Origin of the sequence: Pontibacter korlensis, from assembly GCF_000973725.1 — a bacterium.
GTDB classification, from domain to species: domain Bacteria; phylum Bacteroidota; class Bacteroidia; order Cytophagales; family Hymenobacteraceae; genus Pontibacter; species Pontibacter korlensis.
Genome location: NZ_CP009621.1, coordinates 2,253,082 through 2,271,097, shown reverse-complemented (window position 1 = coordinate 2,271,097; position 18,016 = coordinate 2,253,082). Strand labels below are relative to the sequence as shown.

The window sequence follows — 18,016 nt, the reverse complement described above, 5'->3', positions numbered from 1 at the left end:
AGATAACCAGATAATGCTGCAATGCCACACCCACAGGCAAGATAGGCGTGTTTGCTCATTACTTTCTGTTGTACTTAGTTCAAACCTGAACACATACTACCGGTTACTACGTAAGTAGGCAGAAAAAATAGCCAGTGCTATAGCTTTAAATATAACTTTCAGGAGCTGGCTCAACAACAGATATTTAAACACTTATACATAAACTAACGATGAGAAAACACAGAGCAGAAGCACGATGGAATGGAGGCTTAAAAGGCGGCGAGGGTGAGGTAAAATCCGGAAACGGAGCTGTACAGTCAAAATATAGCTATGCCTCCCGCTTCGGCGACAGCAATAGCGGCACTTCACCAGAGGAGCTGATTGGTGCGGCTCACTCCGGGTGCTTTTCCATGTTCCTGAGCGCCTTGCTGGAAAAGGAAAACCTTACGCCAGAGTATGTGGAGACCAAAGCTGTCGTAACGCTGGGCGAGCAGGACGGCGCGCCTACTGTCACTAAAATAGACCTAACCACCGATGTAAAAGCCCAAGGCCTGGGCAACGAAAAGCTGCAGCAACTGGCGCAGGATGCCAAGAAAGGCTGCCCTATATCAAAGGCGCTTGGTGCCGTGCCGGAGATAACGCTTCAGGCCACTCTTAAGGAATAATTTGCTATATTGCGAGGAGCCTTGCCTGGCCACTTATGTTTCACAAAATTCTTTAGTAATGTCAGTATCTGGTAGTAGTGCGCGGTCGACGTTGATTGTGCAGCTGAGCCCTACGCGTAATGCGAAACTTTCTTTTACAGTGCAGCTTATACTTACACTGTTCTGGCTGGCTTGGGCCGTTATGCTTCTTTTCTCTGCCGACCGCAACTATGAGCAAAACTATCTGTATTATGCCTTCTTCGGGCTTGCAGTTGTTTTCTTCTTTTATGTGATGCTGCAAAATACTTCAATCTTCGGAGTGCAGTCTTACATCGAGGTTACACCGCAGTATATTGTGCAGAAGTTCGGGGTATTCCGTACCAAGCACATTATTCAGATACCAGACATTGCCGCTGTACATATCACGCCTTTGGCGCTGCGTATTACACTCCATGATGGCAATCAGGTATACCTTGACCTGAAGCAAGTGCGTAAGAAACGTGACCTGGAGCGTATCAAGAACAAGGTGCGCGACTTAGCCGACGCTCATAATTTTGAAGTGTCAGATAGTGTGAGCAGCAGTATTTAAGCCTTCGCAATTTATTCTAACCATAAAAAAGCGGCGGCCATACTTTGAGAAGTATGGCCGCCGCTTTTTTATGTCTTATATTCTCCTGCTTAACCAGCTTTAGACTTAAACTTCTTCTGAAGCTCCTGAATGCTGGCTTTGAACTTCTTGTCAGTATCAATCAGGTCAGAAACAGTTTGTACTGAGTGAATAACCGTACTGTGGTCGCGGCCTCCAAAGTGGTAACCGATAGATTTAAGCGAGTGGCTGGTGAACTCTTTGGCAAAGTACATAGCCACCTGGCGTGCCGTTACAATCTCTTTCTTGCGGGTCTTCGCCTTCAAAGAATCCAAGCTAACCTGAAAGTACTCAGCTACCGTTTTCTGAATAAAGTCGAGGTTAACCTCTGTCTCTACATCCTCAATGATATGCTTCAGGGCCTGCTTGGCAAGCTCCAGATCAATTTCCTTACGGTTCAGCGACGATTGCGCAATCAGGGAGATCAGTACTCCCTCCAGTTCACGCACGTTAGTATCCACGCTGTAGGCCAAATACTCCACCACGTTATCCGGAATATCGATACCATCGCTCTGCATCTTCTTATGAATGATGGCCATACGTGTCTCAAAGTCCGGGCTCTGCAGGTCGGCGGTCAAACCCCACTTAAAGCGGGACAACAGGCGCTCCTCCAAACCTTTCAGGTCTCGTGGCGGACAGTCTGAGGTCATTACGATCTGCTTGCCCGACTGATGCAGGTGGTTAAAGATGTGGAAGAACATCTCCTGCGTTTTCTCCTTACCGCTCAGGAACTGCACGTCATCGATGATCAGGATGTCCACCAGCAGGTAAAAGTTTGCGAAGTCCTGCACGTTGTTTGTTTTCAGGGACTCGATGAACTGATTCACGAACTTCTCCGACGAAACGTACAGTACAAACTTTTCTGGGTTGCTGTTTTTGATGTTGTTACCAATGGCCTGCACCAGGTGCGTTTTGCCAAGGCCCACACCACCATAAATCATGAGCGGGTTGAAAGAAGTAGTACCCGGTTTGTTTGCCACGGCATAACCTGCTGAGCGGGCCAAACGGTTACAATCTCCTTCAATATAGTTCTCAAAAGTATAAGCTGGGTTCAGCTGTGAGTTCAGGAAGTTGCGGTCAATTGTCTTCGACTCGAATGGGCTCTTAATAAAGCTCTGCTCCGGCTTATACGAATTTACTACAGCTGCCGGAATCTTCTTAGTCGGGATGTTGACAGTCTGAGGCTTGTTTACCTCATTGCCCCTATCTACTATAATAGAATACTCTAGGCGCCCTTCGCTACCAAGCTCCTGGTAAATCACTTTCTTCAAAAGCTGTACATAGTGCTCCTCTAACCACTCATAAAAGAACTGGCTAGGCACCTGTATGGTCAGTACACTATCCCGCAGAGATACAGGCTTGATCGGCTCGAACCATGTCTTAAAACTCTGTTCGCCAATGTTTTCCTTTATCACCTGAAGGCAGTTATGCCATACTGTAGAACAGTCTTTGATCATCCAATTTTCCAAAATTACATAAGATATGCTTGGTGTAACAAACGGCTCCTTTTATCGGCAGGGGGTTACAAATTTGCTTAATAATCTGTAAACAAAAAATTATTTTTTCACGAAGTTGTTACAGGTCTGTCCACGGGGAGAACGGCTGTTCTTACATCTGTTTTTTGCATTGTTTTTTTGCTGAAACTAAAGTCGAGACGTCCCAGAAAAATACCAGACCAACCTACCTGATTTATAAGGGTTTGGTAACCGGTGGCATGGCGTATTACCTCTGGCTGGTCTAGGAAGGTGTGCGTATGGCCTCCCAGGATCAGGTCGATGCCCTCTACCTCACATGCCAGTGTTACATCATCGATTTTGCCGTCCTCATATTTGTAACCTAAGTGTGAAAGACACACCACCAGATTACACTTCTGGTTGTGGCGCAGTTCCTGCACCATCTCGCGGGCCGTGGCCACAGGGTCCAGGTATACGGTTTCGCCATAGTTGTTCTTGCTGACAAGCCCTGCCAGCTCTATACCCAGGCCAAACACGCCGATGCGCAACCCCTGCTTCTCAAATATTTTGTAAGGCTCAAAATGACTCTTAAGAATGGTTTTACTAAAGTCGTAGTTCGCGCTTAGGAAAGGGAAAGAAGCGTTTGGCAGTTGCCGCACCAGCCCCTTTAGTCCATTGTCGAAATCATGGTTGCCAAGAGTAGCAGCGTCATACTTCATTTCGCTCATCAGTTTATACTCTAACTCACCGTTAAAGAAGTTAAAGTATGGCGTACCCTGCCAGATGTCGCCGCAGTCGAGCAACAGCACGTTAGACTCCTGCTTTCTGATTTGCTCTATTAAGGTAGCACGACGTGCCATACCACCCATACCGCCATACTTGCGGCCATCATCCGGAAGAGGATCTATACGCGAGTGCTGGTCGTTAGTGTGCAGAATGGTAAGGTTTATACTTTGGGCAGCCTCTGCCGAAAACGGCACGCCTAGTAAGCTTATACCAGCCGCCCCTGCTGCAGTTGTTTTCAAAAAGTCTCTTCTTCTCATTTGGATTATACTTAAGGGAGGATGGTTACTCTTTTTCCGGACTGAGCTGTAACTGGCTTGCCAGCGGCAGTAAGCTGGCGGATCTGCTGCAGAATAGCATCGCGGAGCAGCATTCCCACCTTCTCTGTTTTCTCTGCGTCCTTCAGCATTTTCAGGTCATCGCCACCTCCAGCCAGGTAGTCAGAGGTTACCAGGGTATAGGTCTGGCTCGGGTCAAAAGGCTTCCCGTTGATTTTGATGTCTGTAGCTTTGCCGCCGGATACAGTATAACTAGCGTTGCCAATGGGGGCGTTTTTGCGCTCGGCTGCATAGTCAAACAGTTGCTTAACGGTTTCGCCTCTTAATGTTAGCACCACCAGCTCGTTCTCAAAAGGCATCAGCTCAAAAACATGGCCTGTGGTAATATCTCCCTCCGGCAGCGGCATGCGCAAACCTCCATTGGTCGTTAAAGAAAGGTCTATAGGCTTACCGTAGAGTGGTTCTGCTTGGGCCAGTTGCAGGTCTACCACAAAATTACCCAGCGGCGACTCGTAGTCCCCTTTGCTCAAGGCTACAGGCGCTGTACCTACTACCTCCGACATTTTAACGGTTACTTCCTCACGGTAAGGGGCAATTTGTGCCTCCATCTGAGTGTCTGGGGTGATGGTTTTATCTACCGGCACATCGGTAGTGCCAGGTGTAGGTGATGTAACCCAAGGACGTTGGCAGCCCACCAAGCTAAGGGTGAGGGCCAAGGCCACTAAGGCTTTCGGGAAATGACTTTTCATAAGAATGTTCAGAATCTGGCCTCAAAGGTACCAGCCTCACCAACATCAACCAAGCTGTATAGGTTCGTGCCTGAAGGCTGATCTGTTAACGCCTGATAAGAACATGTCACTTTTTTAATACAATATTAATAAATACGTTTTTTATATGTATATTGATGTTCAACCTCTAACTCCTCCAGCTCATGAAAACAAAATTGTTACTCAGCGCCTTAGCGCTGCTCCTTCTGCCCATGCTGGTGCAGGCCACACACCTGTACAGCGGTTACATTAGCTATACTGTTGATGAGCACAATCCGCTCCAGTTTAACTTTACATTTACGCTTTACACCAACCACTTCTCTCAGGCCGAAGACCCTGAGGTAGAAGTAAAAATGGGTGACGGCAATACGGTTGTATTACCACGCACCTCCATTACACCTTATAGCTATACCTATGACCGTGATATTTTCCACTGGAGTTATACCTACGCTACGCCGGGCAATTACACCGTGACTTGGATTGGCGAGAGCCGTAATCACGGCATTATCAACTTCCCTAGCCCGTCCGACCAGGTAGCCATGCATGTAAGCACAGCGGTTAATGCCAGCAGGCTGATCACCAACTATAACTCAGTTGCTTTGGCTGGGGTCCCTATTTTTGAGGCTTACGCAGGTGAACCCATGATACACAACCTCCTGACCTATGATGCAGATGGGGATCAGTTACTATATGAGCTGGTTACGCCAAAAACTGAGAATGCAAACAGTGAAATAATAACCGTACCCGGCTATCAGTTTCCAGAGGGACTTACGGTAAGCAAGTATGGCGAGCTGAGTTGGGTAGCCCCTAATACTGTAGGCCAATACGTTATTGCCCTGCAGGTAACAGAGCAGCGCAACGGTGCAGCAATAGGCACTACTGTAGTAGACATCATGTATAATGTAAGCGACTCTAAAGAAAAGCCCGAACTCACACTGCTGAATAAAGATCGCCTGCCCTTAAGAGACGATGGCGCAGTACAGACATGGCCAGATCAGCCGCTGAAGCTGGAGTATTACCTGCAGAAGAATCCTAACCAAGACCATCTATTACATGCTAGGTTCTTTAGCGAAATAGATACCTTAGACCTTGCTGCAGCCACACTTGCCGTTCGGGATACAGTAGATGGGTTTGCTGTCTCCCTTACCCTCACCCCCTCCTCTGATATGGAGCGCCCCTCACCTTACCTCATTGGCCTGCGAGGCAGAAGTTCTGCGAGAGGTCATTCACATGAGATCCGCTTTTTTGTTGAAGATGATTGGGAGTTCACTTATCTATATGTTGGCGAGCAGCAACCCACCTCCGCTGGGGATGATCTGGCCAAAGCCGGGTTTAAGCTTTACCCCAACCCAGTCGCCGATAGGTTTGTGGTAGAGGCACCAGACCTGCCAAGTATGTATCTGCAGCTGCGCGATGCCACTGGCAAAAAGCTGAGCGTTCTACGCCTGGAACCTGGCCGTAACACCTTGGTTAAACCAGGCTCCCTTGCCAGCGGATTATACTTCTATACTATAAGTAGCCGATCAAAACCTGTGGGTAGTGGTAAGCTGGTGGTAAGGTAAATAGCTGTACAACAAAACAAATACTCTTACTAAAAGTAAAATAAGTATAGAAATAATTATTAGCTTTAAGGACTATCTATCACTACAAACTACTTCTAATATGAAAACCAGTACCAGAAAATTCGCACTACTTCTAGCCTTTCTACTTCTGGCAGGAGTTGCAGAAGCTCAATCCATTCTATCGGGAAAGGGAACCTCCATGCCTGCTTATATTGGGGAGCTTGCCACCAATGTGGGAACTGGTTATGGGCAGTATCGTTCGGTTAGGACAGAGGCTTTAGATGTGGTGCAGCCCACAGTAGTGGGCACTGTGTACTTGACAGATGACTGGAGTTCAGGAGAACTATTTATTACGCTAAACCGCATGCTCGAAGCGGAAAGCTTTAAATATGATATAGAGAATAACCAGTTCCTTATAAACACAACTAATTCTCCAAGCCCTACACCAGACCAGCTTCGTGTTATTAACAGCACAGCCGTAGATGCATTTAAGCTGGCTGATCCTATTTTAGGAGACAGAGTGTTTGTTAATGCCACACACGCTGGCCTTACTATAAATGGACAACCTGCAACAGGATTTGTAGAGGTATTGGTGAATGACGAAGGCATAAGCCTGTTCCGTAAAGTTGATACAGAATTGATCCGCGCCAGCTACAATGTAGCCTTCAACGCAGGCGACAAAAACGATAGGATTGTGAGGAGGGAAGACTATTATCTAAAAAAAGGTAACCAAAAGGAGCTACTGGAAATAACAGGTAAAAAGAAGCAAAACCTCTCATACTTTAGTGAGCAGCAGCCTGCAATGACGGCTTTCCTGAAAAAGAATGATATTGATTTTAATTCTGCACCAGATCTGGTGAAACTGGTAAGTTATTACAATTCACTTTCAAAATAAACAGAAAGGGCAGCCTAGTGGCTGCCTTTCTGTTTCAAGTCTAAATCAATTACTTCTTCCCTTTCCCGTTCATGTAGTCCAGCGTCAGGTTAGTGAGGGCTTTTACACCTAGCTTCATGCCGCTTTCGTCCACAAAGAATTCTGGTGTGTGGTGTGCAGGAGCCGTGGCAGGGTCCTGTCCCTTAGGCATGCCACCCACAAAAAGGTAAAGCCCCGGAATCTGCTGTTGAAAGTATGAGAAGTCTTCTGCACCGGTTACTGCATTCATCAGCACCACTTTGTCTCTACCGGCAGTTGCTTGCAGCGTTGGCAGCATTTTATCCATTAACTCAGGCTGGTTGAAGGTAACTGGCGCCATCTCCACAATTTCCACCTCAGCGGTTGCTCCGGCACTTTCTGCAATTTTAGTAGCCGTTAAACGGATTTTCTCGTGTACCTTCTTTTGCATTTCGGTGTCCAAAGCACGAATAGTACCTTCCATCTGCACCTCCTCCGGCACAATGTTGTTACGCACACCGCCATGTATCATACCTACTGTAATAATGGCTGCATCCTTGGTTAGTTCTGTTTGGCGACTGATGATAGTTTGCAGGCCAGTGATGATTTGCGCTGATACCACAATCGGGTCGATACCTGACCATGGGTAGCCACCATGTACCTGCTTTCCTTTTACCTTTATGCGGAAAACGTCGGCACTGGCCATAATACCGGCAGGTTTATACTTAAGTGTACCTACCTCAGTCTGAGAGTTAATGTGAAGACCGAAAATTACTTCCGGTTTAGGTCCTTTCTCCAGCACCCCTTCCTTCACCATCAGCGAGGCACCTCCTTCTTCCCCTGCCGGAGCTCCTTCCTCCGCTGGCTGGAAGATAAATTTCACGGTACCTTTCAGATCGCTTTTCATACTGGATAGTACCTCAGCCGCACCAAGCAGCATAGCAATATGTGTGTCGTGGCCGCAGGCATGCATCACTCCTACTTCAGCTCCGTTATACTCACCCTTAGCTTTAGAAGCAAAAGGTAGGTCAGCCTTCTCAGTAACCGGTAGTCCATCGATATCGGCACGCAGGGCTACTACTGGCCCGGGCTTGCCCCCTTTCAGAATACCAACCACACCAGTTTTGGCAACACCTGTCTCAACCTCTATGCCCATCTTCTTCAATTCAGAGGCAATACGGGCAGCCGTTTCTGTTTCGCGGTTGCTCAGCTCCGGATGCTCATGGAAATGACGGCGCCACTCAACCACCTGGGGCTCTACCTTATCCGCCAGCTTATCTACCTTGGCCACCAACTTAGCATTTTGCGCCATAGCCGGCACAGCAAAAAGGCTCAGCCCAAGCGCAGCAAGTATAGTTCGTTTTGTTAAAGTATAGTTCTTATGCATAAATGTGCTTTTAGATGAAGTATGAAAGATAGTGATTTTTGTAACATCTAATGCATGACGAGCAAGCCCTGAAGCCAAAGATACTTCTGCTCTGCTGCTAATTTAGCCTAAGAGCTACTACCCTTCTTGGTTGGTTATTTCTCTTGAGCGTGCGTACAATCTACCATGCTTAAGAAATGGAAAGCGCTTGTACGTCAGCTGAAGGAGGATATTTATACTTTGTACTTGGCATCACAGGACCCTGAAATGCCTTTTGCGGCTAAAGTGATGGTCCTGATAACGGTGGCCTATGTTTTTAGTCCAATTGATTTTATACCTGATTTTATCCCGATTATCGGCTACCTCGACGACCTGCTGCTATTGCCGTTAGGCCTCTGGCTTTCTATTAAGCTGATACCAGCTCCGCTGCTACACTACTACCGCCAGAAGGCTAAACAGCAGATGCACCAGTGCAAACCCAATTATGTGATGGCAGCCGTAATTGTGATACTTTGGCTACTGATTGGCTATTGGGTATATCAGGCTTATATCGACCCTATAAGTTAAAGTACTGTAGCTGCCTAGTGGCCCTTAAGCACCCTTACTTCGTAAGGTATAAAAGTCTATCTTTACAAGAAATTAGAACAAAAGCATGATAACTGACGAGCAGCTAAACCAACAGCGACTGTTTGCCGAGTTCACCCCTGCCTCTAAAGCTGATTGGGAGCAGAAAGCACGCAAAGACCTGCGAGAAACGCCTTTGGAGAGCCTTATCTGGCAGACTTACGAAGGCATTGACATAAAGCCATACTACGCTAAAGAAGATATCAACGGCCTTCCCTTTACCACGCATAAGCCCGGTGACTTTCCGTTTCTACGAGGCAACAAAACCGGCAATAACAGCTGGCTAAACGTGCAGCAGATAAAAGTTAAAGGCAATGGGAAAGTGGCCATAGACAAAGCCTCCGACGCATTGCAGCGTGGAGCAGATGGCATACACTTTGAGTTGCAGCAGCCTGATGCTTTTGATATTGCTTACCTGGTTAGCAGTATTGACCTAAGTCAGCATAGCGTAAGTTATACTTTACCTAATGAGCCAGTAGCCTTTCTAAAGCGCCTGTACCAGGAGCTGGAGCAAAAGCAGGTATCGCACCGCAACCTGAAAGGCTTTGTTAACTACGACCCCATGACAGGCAAGGGCTCTCTTACTAAAGAGGAGGCCAAAGCGATAACTGCCGTGCTGGACCTGACAAAGGACAGCCCGGAGTTTTATGGCATTACTGTTTGCGGTACTAACTTCAGCGGCATTGGCGCCTCTATTACGCAGGAAATCGCTTATACCTTAAGTGCTGCAGTAGCCTATGCCGACAGGCTAACCACTGCCGGAGAGCAGCTGGAATCGGTGCTGCGCAACATGCAGTTTTACGTGGCCTCGGGCACCAACTACTTTTTCGAGATCACAAAATTGCGCGTCCTGCGCCTGCTGTGGGCAGCCGTAGCGGAGGCTTATCAGACAGAGCCAGCCTTAGCCGCAAAGCTGCGCATCCATAGCGCCACCTCCAGCTGGTACCAGACTACCCTCGACCCGTACGTGAACATGCTGCGCACAACTACCGAGGCTATGTCTGCCGTTATTGCCGGCTGCGATTCGCTTTCAGTATCGCCGTTTGATAGCACGTTTAAAGAGTCGGATGAGTTCTCAGAGCGTATTGCCCGTAATGTATCCATCATCCTCAAAGAGGAAGCTTACCTGGACAAAGCCATTGACCCGGCTGCCGGTTCTTACTACCTGGAGTCGCTGACCAACGAACTGGCCCAGAAAGCGTGGGACCTATTTAGAGAAGTAGAAGCCTTAGGTGGATTTGAGGATGCCTACGATAGCGGATTTATACTTGGCTCCATCACCGAGATGAGCCGTAAGAAATTCCGCAATATTGCCACTGGCCGTGATATACTGGTGGGCACCAACAAATACCCGAACCCTAAAGAGAAGATATCATTCGATCCGGAAGAGCTGATACAAAGTGCAGATTTCGATACCACCCGTGCTGCCTACCCAACCGAGGTGATGCGCATGGCCACCGAGCTGCACCTGCGTAAGCGTCAGCGTCGTCCGAAGGCAGTGATTGCCCTGATCGGCAACAGTGAAGAGCGCCAGGTAAATGCATCTTTTGCGCAGGAGTTCTTTAGTTGTGCAGGCTTCGAGACAGAGCTGCAGCAGTATAATTCTGCCGCAGATGCTTCAGACAGGCTCTTCCACGCTGCCGCCGATGTGGTGGCAGTTTCTACCTCTGAGGCCGCTTACGCACGGGAGTTTAATGCTAAGCTGCGCCACCACGATGGTAAGCCGCTTGTGCTTTTGGCAAACGACCCGCAGCATCTGGAGGAGGAGATGCTGGCCCATGGCTACGACGAATTCCTGTTCGAGAACTGCGACATGAACCGAATCATGCGGGTAGTACAGAAGAAGCTTCACAGCAACGACTAAAAAACCATGAGCACGATTTCCGCTTTCTCCATGCCCGAAGGCAATGCCGCACAGGAAGTCAAGCAGGCGTTGGAGAGACAGGTTTCCGCGTGGAACAAAGGCAACCTAGAGACTGCCATGGCCTTTTACTGGAATTCGCCTGAAATGCTCTGGATCAGTAAGAGCGGCATTGAAAAAGGCTACCAGGAGGTACTGGATATGTTCCTCCGTGATTTTACTGACCGTAGTAAAATGGGAGTCTATAGTTATGAGCCACTGCACATAGAGCAGGTATCGCCCGAGGCAGTATACTTTGTCTTCTGTTGGAAAATAGAGCTGGAAGGCAAGCGACTAATGGGCGGCGTTTCCTCTCAGCTTTGGAAGAAGCTGGATGGCCGCTGGGTAGTTACAGCAGAGCATGCAAGTTGATCCATTAAAGTTAATTTAAGTAAGATTTGAGTACCATAGAAAGTATAAAACGCGCTACAGAAAGCAATTTGCAACTTAGCGACATCACCATCAGAACCACACTTAAACCCGGAGACATTGGCTATATAACTTACCGCCATGGTGCTCTTTATGAGTTTGAGTGTAATTATGGAATTGAATTCGAAAGCTACGTGGCTAAAGGTTTCCATGAATTTTACAGCCAATACGATCCGAATAAAGATTGTGTGTGGGTGGCAGAACACCGGAGCAAGATCATTGGCTTTCTGCTGTTGATGCACCGGCCAAACAACACGGCTCAGCTCAGGTATTTCATTATAGAGCCTGAGTACAGGGGCATTGGTCTGGGTAAAAAGCTTATGGACCTGTACATGGCGTTCTATAGAGAGAAAGGCTATACCTCCTCCTACCTCTGGACCACCCATGAGCAGGAGTCTGCTATCGCGCTGTACAAACGGTATGGCTTTCAGCTGACAGAAGAGAAGCCTTCTACTGCCTTTGGTAAACCTTTAACCGAACAGCGGTACGATTTAACGACATAACGTAGTTCACTCTGTGTGGCATTTACGTTACACCCTATAGCAAGCATCTAACATATGAAGCCTGACTTTTCTAAGATAGATATAAATAAAGTAGCTGCGACAGACAAAGGACCTAAAGCTCTTGCAGATGCCAGAGTATGGAAAACGCCGGAGCAGATAAAAGTGAAGAGCTTTTATACTTCGGAAGATGCCCAGAACTTTGAGCATACTGATTTTGCTGCCGGATTACCGCCTTACCTGCGCGGCCCCTACAGCACCATGTATGTGCAAAAGCCCTGGACAATCCGCCAGTATGCCGGCTTTTCTACCGCTGAGGAGTCCAATGCCTTCTACCGCCGCAACTTGGCTGGTGGGCAGAAAGGTCTTTCGGTAGCCTTCGACCTGGCAACACACCGTGGTTACGACTCTGACCATCCCCGTGTGGTTGGCGACGTAGGCAAGGCCGGTGTAGCCATCGACTCGGTCGAGGACATAAAAATCCTCTTCGACCAGATTCCGCTGGACCAGATGTCAGTATCCATGACCATGAACGGTGCTGTGTTACCGATTATGGCCTTTTACATTGTAGCAGCCGAAGAGCAGGGGGTTAAGCCCGAGCAACTTAGCGGCACCATCCAGAACGACATTCTGAAGGAATTCATGGTGCGCAACACCTACATCTATCCGCCGGAGCCAAGTATGAAGATCATCGCCGACATCTTCGAGTATACTTCCAAAAAGATGCCGCGCTTCAACTCCATTTCCATATCAGGTTACCACATGCAGGAGGCCGGCGCCACCGCTGATATTGAGCTGGCTTATACTTTAGCAGATGGTTTGGAGTATGTGCGCACTGGCTTAAGGGCAGGCATGGACATTGATGACTTCGCGCCGCGTCTCTCTTTCTTCTGGGCCATCGGCATGAACCACTTCATGGAGATAGCCAAGATGCGTGCGGCTCGTATGCTGTGGGCCAAGCTGATAAAACAGTTTAACCCAAAGAATCCAAAATCGCTAGCGCTGCGCACCCACTGTCAGACTTCTGGCTGGAGCTTAACTGAGCAAGACCCGTTCAATAACGTGACCCGTACCTGCGTAGAAGCTCTGGCTGCTGCGTTAGGCGGTACACAAAGCTTACACACCAATGCGCTAGACGAGGCTATTGCCTTACCAACCGATTTCTCCGCCCGTATTGCGCGTAACACGCAGATCTACCTGCAGCAGGAAACCAATATTACGAAGGTGGTAGACCCGTGGGGTGGTTCTCATTACGTGGAAGCCCTGACGCACGAGATAGCCCATAAAGCATGGGCACTGATTCAGGAAGTAGAAGAATTGGGCGGTATGGCGAAAGCCATCGAGACCGGCCTGCCGAAAATGCGCATCGAAGAGGCCGCTGCCCGTAAGCAGGCTCGCATCGACTCCGGCAAAGACATAATTGTTGGCGTAAACAAGTATAAGCCTCTGCAAGAGCAGGAAATCGATATTCTGGACATAGATAACACTGTAGTACGTGAATCGCAGTTGCGCCGCCTGGGAAGCGTAAAATCCTCTCGCGACGAAAATGCTGTAGCTCATGCATTACAGGCTTTAACAAGTGCAGCGGAGTCAGGTACTGGAAACTTGTTAGACCTAGCTGTAGAAGCAGCACGCCACCGCGCCACTTTAGGTGAGATATCGGATGCCCTGGAGAAAGTATACGGTAGACATAAAGCAGTAATCAGAGCCATATCAGGAGTGTACTCAGCAGAAATAACCGACGACGAAAACTTCCAACGCGCCAAAGTTCTGGCCGATCAGTTTGAAGAACTCGAAGGCCGCCGTCCACGCATTATGGTGGCCAAAATGGGCCAGGATGGCCACGACCGCGGCTCTAAAGTGATTGCCACTTCCTTCGCCGACCTCGGCTTCGACGTGGATATTGGGCCACTTTTCCAGACACCAGCCGAAGTAGCCATGCAAGCCGCCGAAAACGACGTGCACGTCATAGGTGTATCCTCATTGGCAGCAGGACATAAAACATTGGTGCCGCAACTCATCGAGGAGCTTCGTAAATTGGGTCGTGAGGATATCCTGGTGATTGTGGGTGGTGTGATTCCAGCACAGGACTACGACTTCTTGTACCAGGCAGGTGCAGTGGGTGTGTTTGGTCCTGGTACCATCATCTCCGTGGCTGCACAAAATATCTTGGAGAAACTGATTAAGCAGGTAGAAGCCTAAATAAGATCAATACCAAAGTATAAAGCCGTAGTTGAACTGACTCAACTGCGGCTTTATACTTTGGTGGAGCTAAACTTCGTGATAAAGTATAGCGAAGCTGGGACTTCCGGTTTAGCTTTGAAACAATCTCCTCCCTCACTGGTTTCACACCTGCAGAATTACTTATTTTATCCTTACATGAAACTAAAGCACATCCTCATCGCCCTCTCCGTTGCCCTTGTTGGCTGGTTTATCTACGATACCCTGTCTATACCTAGTGTGGATGACCTGGATGGCAACTTTAAAGAGGTAGCCATGTACCGAAACGAAAACAACACAGGCCCTGTGGTGAGAATCTATGCGGTAACTGTGGAAGATACGCTGTGGCAACAGATGCAGACTTACGGGGACATGATGCCGCATACTAAATATGGCAATACCAAAATATATTACTTCCTGAATAACAAGCCTGTACCTTCTGAAGTACATCCCGGCGGGAGCAATTTTGAAGAACGATTCCAAGAATTTGCTGTAGCCAGATACGAAAAGGACGCCATGAGCCAGGTTTCGTTTGTACAGTATCCTTTCAGATAGTATACTTGTCGCTTTGCTTCCGGAATGCGTATGATAATTATTAACTAAAAAATCAGCGCTATATGGAGCAACAGAAAAATCATACTTTTAGCACCCTAATATTTTTCCTTCTGTTACTAATACCGTATACCTTCGCTATACAGCCACTGCGGGCTCAGGAGCTGTACAGGCCGGAGCAGGATTTAGGCGAACTGTTTGAGCAGGTTCAACTGCAGCATGTTTTCCCCGACTCCAAGACCTTTCCGGATGCTACTCCTTTGCTGCCACCGCAGCAGATTTTAGCGGCATACAGGCAACAAAAGGACCAGTCTGGCTTCAATTTAGAAGCTTTTGTGCTGGAACATTTTGAAATGCCTCCACAGCCTGCCACTGGCTTTACCACCGACACCAGCCTTTCTGTAACACAGCATATAGAGCGGCTATGGCCAATACTTACCCGGGAGCCGGGTGCCGACGGAGGCTCCTTGATTCCGTTGCCGAAGAAGTACATTGTGCCTGGTGGCCGTTTCCGGGAAATATACTACTGGGATAGCTTTTTCACCATGCTCGGCCTGCAAGCCAGCAACGAGACAGAGCTTATCCAAAGTATGGTGGATAATTTCACGCACCTGATCAATACCACCGGTCATATTCCGAACGGTAACCGCACCTATTACCTTAGCCGGTCCCAGCCGCCATTTTATGCGCTCATGCTGCGAATACTGGCTCAGCAAAAAGGCAAAGAGGTACTCACAACGTATGCGCCGGCTCTGCGCCAGGAGTATAGCTTTTGGATGGATGGAGCTGATAAGCTAACGGCAGATAACCCTACGCACCGCCGCGTGGTCCGCATGCCCGATGGCAGCATTCTGAACCGCTACTGGGACGATCAACCGGAGCCTCGGCCAGAGTCTTACCGCGAGGATGTGGAACTGGCCAAGGAGTCAAATAGGAACCCGGAGGAGATTTACCGCAATATTCGGGCAGCCGCTGAGTCTGGCTGGGATTTCAGTACCCGCTGGTTTGCCGATGAGCAGAACCTTAGCACCATTCGTACTACCGAACTGATACCTGTAGACCTGAACTCCCTGCTTTACCACGTGGAACGCACGCTTGCCGAGATGGCAGAGTTGGAGGGCAATAAAGCCGAAGCCGAAAAGTATGAAAAGCTGGCAAAGGCACGCCGCAAAGCTATTTTAAAGTATAACTGGAATGAGGAGCAGGACTTCTTCTTTGACTACGATTTTGTAAAGGGAGGCACTACCAACATTCCTACATTAGCTGCTGTGTATCCGCTGTACTTCTGCATGGCCAAAAAGAAACAGGCTGCTGCTGTAGCGCAAAAGCTGGAAGCAGACTTCCTGCAGCCAGGTGGCCTTGTAACGACGCTCAACCGCTCCGGACAGCAGTGGGATTCTCCAAATGGCTGGGCTCCGCTGCAGTGGATGAGTATACAGGCTCTTCGCAATTACAGGCACAACCAATTGGCTGACGAGGTAACGCAGCGTTGGGTAGAAAAGAACGAAGAGGTATTTCACAACACCGGTAAGCTGATGGAGAAGTATAATGTAGTAGACATGAGCCTGCAGGCAGGCGGCGGCGAGTATCCCAACCAGGATGGCTTTGGCTGGACCAACGGCGTGCTGCTTAAACTAATATCCCTGCACCCAGAACTGCTGGACATGACCTTAGAAGAGCTGGAGATGCAGAATTAACCTGTCTAGCTCTCCTGTACTTATAAATCAATTTAAGAAAAAGAGGCGCCAGATCAGGCGCCTCTTTTTCTTTTAGCTATATCTGTACAATTTTTTTAATGTTCCTTTCTTCTGTTCTTTAACCAGAATAAATTGATAGAAACCAGATACCGCACGAAAAACGTACAACTGAGAAGTACTTAAACTAGAAAACTATGAAAATTAAACTCATAAAATCGATTACCTCTGCCGTATTTGCAGGCTCACTTCTGTTACTGACTTCGTGCGGAGGAAACAACGGCAGCATGCCTCCAGAGTCCACTACCGGAGATACCAACGAAACCGGTGTTCAAGGCTCAGGAGACTTACCTGGCACAGGCGATGATGAAACACACGTTAACGATGCACTTGCCGGAGAAGACACCACTGGAATAAAACAGGACACTAGCAATACTAACCAATAAATTTAAAATAACAGTTAGAGCAGGTTTAAACCTGCTCTAACTGTTTATAGGTAAGAAAGTACAAAGTTTAGGTGATGCACATGCATTGGCACTGCTTTTGTAATTTAAGCTGCTGTAACACGTTTATCAGGATGATATGATCAGACCAAGACACATTGCAGCAGCAGCTGTACTTACTTTCAGCAGCTTTGCGGCCCTGGCCCAAGGCGAAAGAAACAACTGGTACTTTGGCAAAGGAGCTGGTATCATATTCAAGGGTGATTCGGCGATTGCAACCAGCAGCAGGCTTTTCACAGAAGAAGGAAGCGCGACTCTTTCCGATGCAGACGGAAACCTACTGCTCTACACTAATGGCATAACGGTATGGAATGGTGAACACCGCGTAATGCCAAACGGCAACGGACTGATGGGTGGTAAATCATCTACACAGTCGGCGCTTATACTTCCTAAGCCCGGCAGCAGCAATATTTATTACATTTTCACCACTGATATACAGGCACAGTCGAACGGCCTCCGCTATACTGTTGTAGACATGACAAAGCAGGAAGGCAAAGGCGACATCACCTCTCGAAACAACTTCCTTATTGCCCCAGCCACAGAAAAACTTACTGCAGTACGCCATAGCAACGGGCGCGACTGGTGGGTAATAGCACACCGCTGGAACAGCAACGGCTACATGGCTTTCTTAGTGAATGAAGAGGGCGTCGAGACAAGGCCAGTGCTAAGCATGGTAGGCACTGTGCATGGCGGTCCAAACCGAAAGGCTATCGGTTACCTTACCTCATCCCCTGATGGCACTAAGCTGGCCGCCGCACTCTGGGATGCAGAAAGTAACTTTGAGGTACTGAACTTTGACCGCAGCACTGGTAAAGTATCAGACCCTGTACTTCTGAAAGGGTTTGAGGAAGCCTATGGTGTGATGTTTTCTCCGGATGGCAGCAAACTTTACGGCACAGCCAATGGCGTAGGCGGAGGCAAAGCACAAATCGTGCAGTTTGACCTGAAAGCTGGAAACGCTGATGCCATTGCAAAATCAGCTACGGTAGTAGGCACTTCTCAAAGTCCGCGCATAGGTGCCCTGCAACTAGGACCTGATGGGAAAATTTATGTAGCCCGGCAGAATAACTACTACCTTGGTGTCATCAACAATCCTAATGCGAAAGGCAAGGACGCTACTTATGTAGACGACGGCTTTCACCTGGGCAAGCAGAAAAGCGATCTGGGCCTACCAAACTTTCCTCAAGGCATTAGCAGTCGGTAAAAGTATAAACTCGCCAGCT

17 protein-coding genes are annotated in these 18,016 nt (G+C 48.3%); 13 read left to right on the top strand and 4 right to left on the bottom strand.

Annotated features, from left to right (window positions below):
* Nucleotides 1-209: 209 nt before the first annotated feature.
* Both PKOR_RS09905 and PKOR_RS09900 read left to right on the top strand, forming a co-directional pair.
* Nucleotides 210-644: an OsmC family peroxiredoxin gene (locus PKOR_RS09905; RefSeq protein ID WP_046310458.1), complete on the top strand. Its 435-nt coding sequence runs from the start codon at nucleotides 210-212 to the stop codon at nucleotides 642-644.
* A 58-nt stretch (nucleotides 645-702) separates the two neighbouring features.
* Nucleotides 703-1,212: a hypothetical protein gene (locus tag PKOR_RS09900; RefSeq protein WP_235337431.1), complete on the top strand. Its 510-nt coding sequence runs from the start codon at nucleotides 703-705 to the stop codon at nucleotides 1,210-1,212.
* An 89-nt stretch (nucleotides 1,213-1,301) separates the two neighbouring features.
* On the opposite strand, the gene dnaA is transcribed toward PKOR_RS09900, so the two are convergent.
* From dnaA to PKOR_RS09885, 3 genes are all read right to left on the bottom strand, one after another.
* Nucleotides 1,302-2,726 carry a chromosomal replication initiator protein DnaA gene (dnaA, locus tag PKOR_RS09895; protein ID WP_046310456.1) on the bottom strand — a complete coding sequence of 475 codons (1,425 nt, stop codon included), beginning with the start codon at nucleotides 2,724-2,726 and terminating at the stop codon, nucleotides 1,302-1,304.
* A gap of 107 nt (nucleotides 2,727-2,833) precedes the next feature.
* Nucleotides 2,834-3,766: a bifunctional metallophosphatase/5'-nucleotidase gene (locus PKOR_RS09890; RefSeq protein WP_046310455.1), complete on the bottom strand. Its 933-nt coding sequence runs from the start codon at nucleotides 3,764-3,766 to the stop codon at nucleotides 2,834-2,836.
* An 11-nt stretch (nucleotides 3,767-3,777) separates the two neighbouring features.
* Complete coding sequence (locus PKOR_RS09885) at nucleotides 3,778-4,533, bottom strand: 5'-nucleotidase C-terminal domain-containing protein (RefSeq protein WP_046310454.1); 756 nt, start codon at nucleotides 4,531-4,533, stop codon at nucleotides 3,778-3,780.
* Nucleotides 4,534-4,715: 182 nt separating this feature from the next.
* On the opposite strand from PKOR_RS09885, the gene PKOR_RS09880 reads away from it, so the two are divergent.
* Both PKOR_RS09880 and PKOR_RS09875 read left to right on the top strand, forming a co-directional pair.
* On the top strand, nucleotides 4,716-6,113 hold the full coding sequence (locus PKOR_RS09880; RefSeq protein WP_046310452.1) for a T9SS type A sorting domain-containing protein: 1,398 nt from the start codon (nucleotides 4,716-4,718) through the stop codon (nucleotides 6,111-6,113).
* 100 nt (nucleotides 6,114-6,213) lie between these two features.
* On the top strand, nucleotides 6,214-7,008 hold the full coding sequence (locus PKOR_RS09875) for a hypothetical protein (protein ID WP_148561660.1): 795 nt from the start codon (nucleotides 6,214-6,216) through the stop codon (nucleotides 7,006-7,008).
* 49 nt (nucleotides 7,009-7,057) lie between these two features.
* Here the strand turns inward: PKOR_RS09875 and PKOR_RS09870 are convergent, their stop codons facing one another.
* Entirely contained in the window at nucleotides 7,058-8,392 is a 1,335-nt protein-coding gene (locus PKOR_RS09870) for an amidohydrolase (protein WP_046310450.1), read from the bottom strand.
* 165 nt (nucleotides 8,393-8,557) lie between these two features.
* On the opposite strand from PKOR_RS09870, the gene PKOR_RS09865 reads away from it, so the two are divergent.
* From PKOR_RS09865 to PKOR_RS09825, 9 genes are all read left to right on the top strand, one after another.
* Nucleotides 8,558-8,938, top strand: coding sequence for a YkvA family protein (locus tag PKOR_RS09865; RefSeq protein ID WP_046310448.1), 381 nt, complete (start codon nucleotides 8,558-8,560; stop codon nucleotides 8,936-8,938).
* Nucleotides 8,939-9,023: 85 nt separating this feature from the next.
* Entirely contained in the window at nucleotides 9,024-10,859 is a 1,836-nt protein-coding gene (locus tag PKOR_RS09860; RefSeq protein ID WP_235337429.1) for a methylmalonyl-CoA mutase subunit beta, read from the top strand.
* Between the two features lie 6 nt (nucleotides 10,860-10,865).
* The gene (locus PKOR_RS09855) at nucleotides 10,866-11,267 is read left to right on the top strand and encodes a YybH family protein (protein WP_084694755.1); all 402 of its coding nucleotides are present in this window, start codon (nucleotides 10,866-10,868) and stop codon (nucleotides 11,265-11,267) included.
* Between the two features lie 26 nt (nucleotides 11,268-11,293).
* Nucleotides 11,294-11,827, top strand: a complete 534-nt coding sequence (locus PKOR_RS09850; protein ID WP_235337427.1) for a GNAT family N-acetyltransferase — start codon at nucleotides 11,294-11,296, stop codon at nucleotides 11,825-11,827.
* A 54-nt stretch (nucleotides 11,828-11,881) separates the two neighbouring features.
* Entirely contained in the window at nucleotides 11,882-14,026 is a 2,145-nt protein-coding gene (gene scpA / locus PKOR_RS09845) for a methylmalonyl-CoA mutase (protein WP_046310446.1), read from the top strand.
* 117 nt (nucleotides 14,027-14,143) lie between these two features.
* Nucleotides 14,144-14,599 (top strand): hypothetical protein, encoded by a 456-nt coding sequence (locus PKOR_RS09840; protein WP_338047513.1) that lies wholly within the window; start codon nucleotides 14,144-14,146, stop codon nucleotides 14,597-14,599.
* A 62-nt stretch (nucleotides 14,600-14,661) separates the two neighbouring features.
* Nucleotides 14,662-16,293 (top strand): alpha,alpha-trehalase TreF, encoded by a 1,632-nt coding sequence (gene treF / locus PKOR_RS09835; RefSeq protein ID WP_046310444.1) that lies wholly within the window; start codon nucleotides 14,662-14,664, stop codon nucleotides 16,291-16,293.
* 194 nt (nucleotides 16,294-16,487) lie between these two features.
* Entirely contained in the window at nucleotides 16,488-16,736 is a 249-nt protein-coding gene (locus tag PKOR_RS09830) for a hypothetical protein (protein ID WP_046310443.1), read from the top strand.
* A 136-nt stretch (nucleotides 16,737-16,872) separates the two neighbouring features.
* Nucleotides 16,873-17,997 carry a YncE family protein gene (locus PKOR_RS09825; RefSeq protein ID WP_046310441.1) on the top strand — a complete coding sequence of 375 codons (1,125 nt, stop codon included), beginning with the start codon at nucleotides 16,873-16,875 and terminating at the stop codon, nucleotides 17,995-17,997.
* Nucleotides 17,998-18,016: the final 19 nt, after the last annotated feature.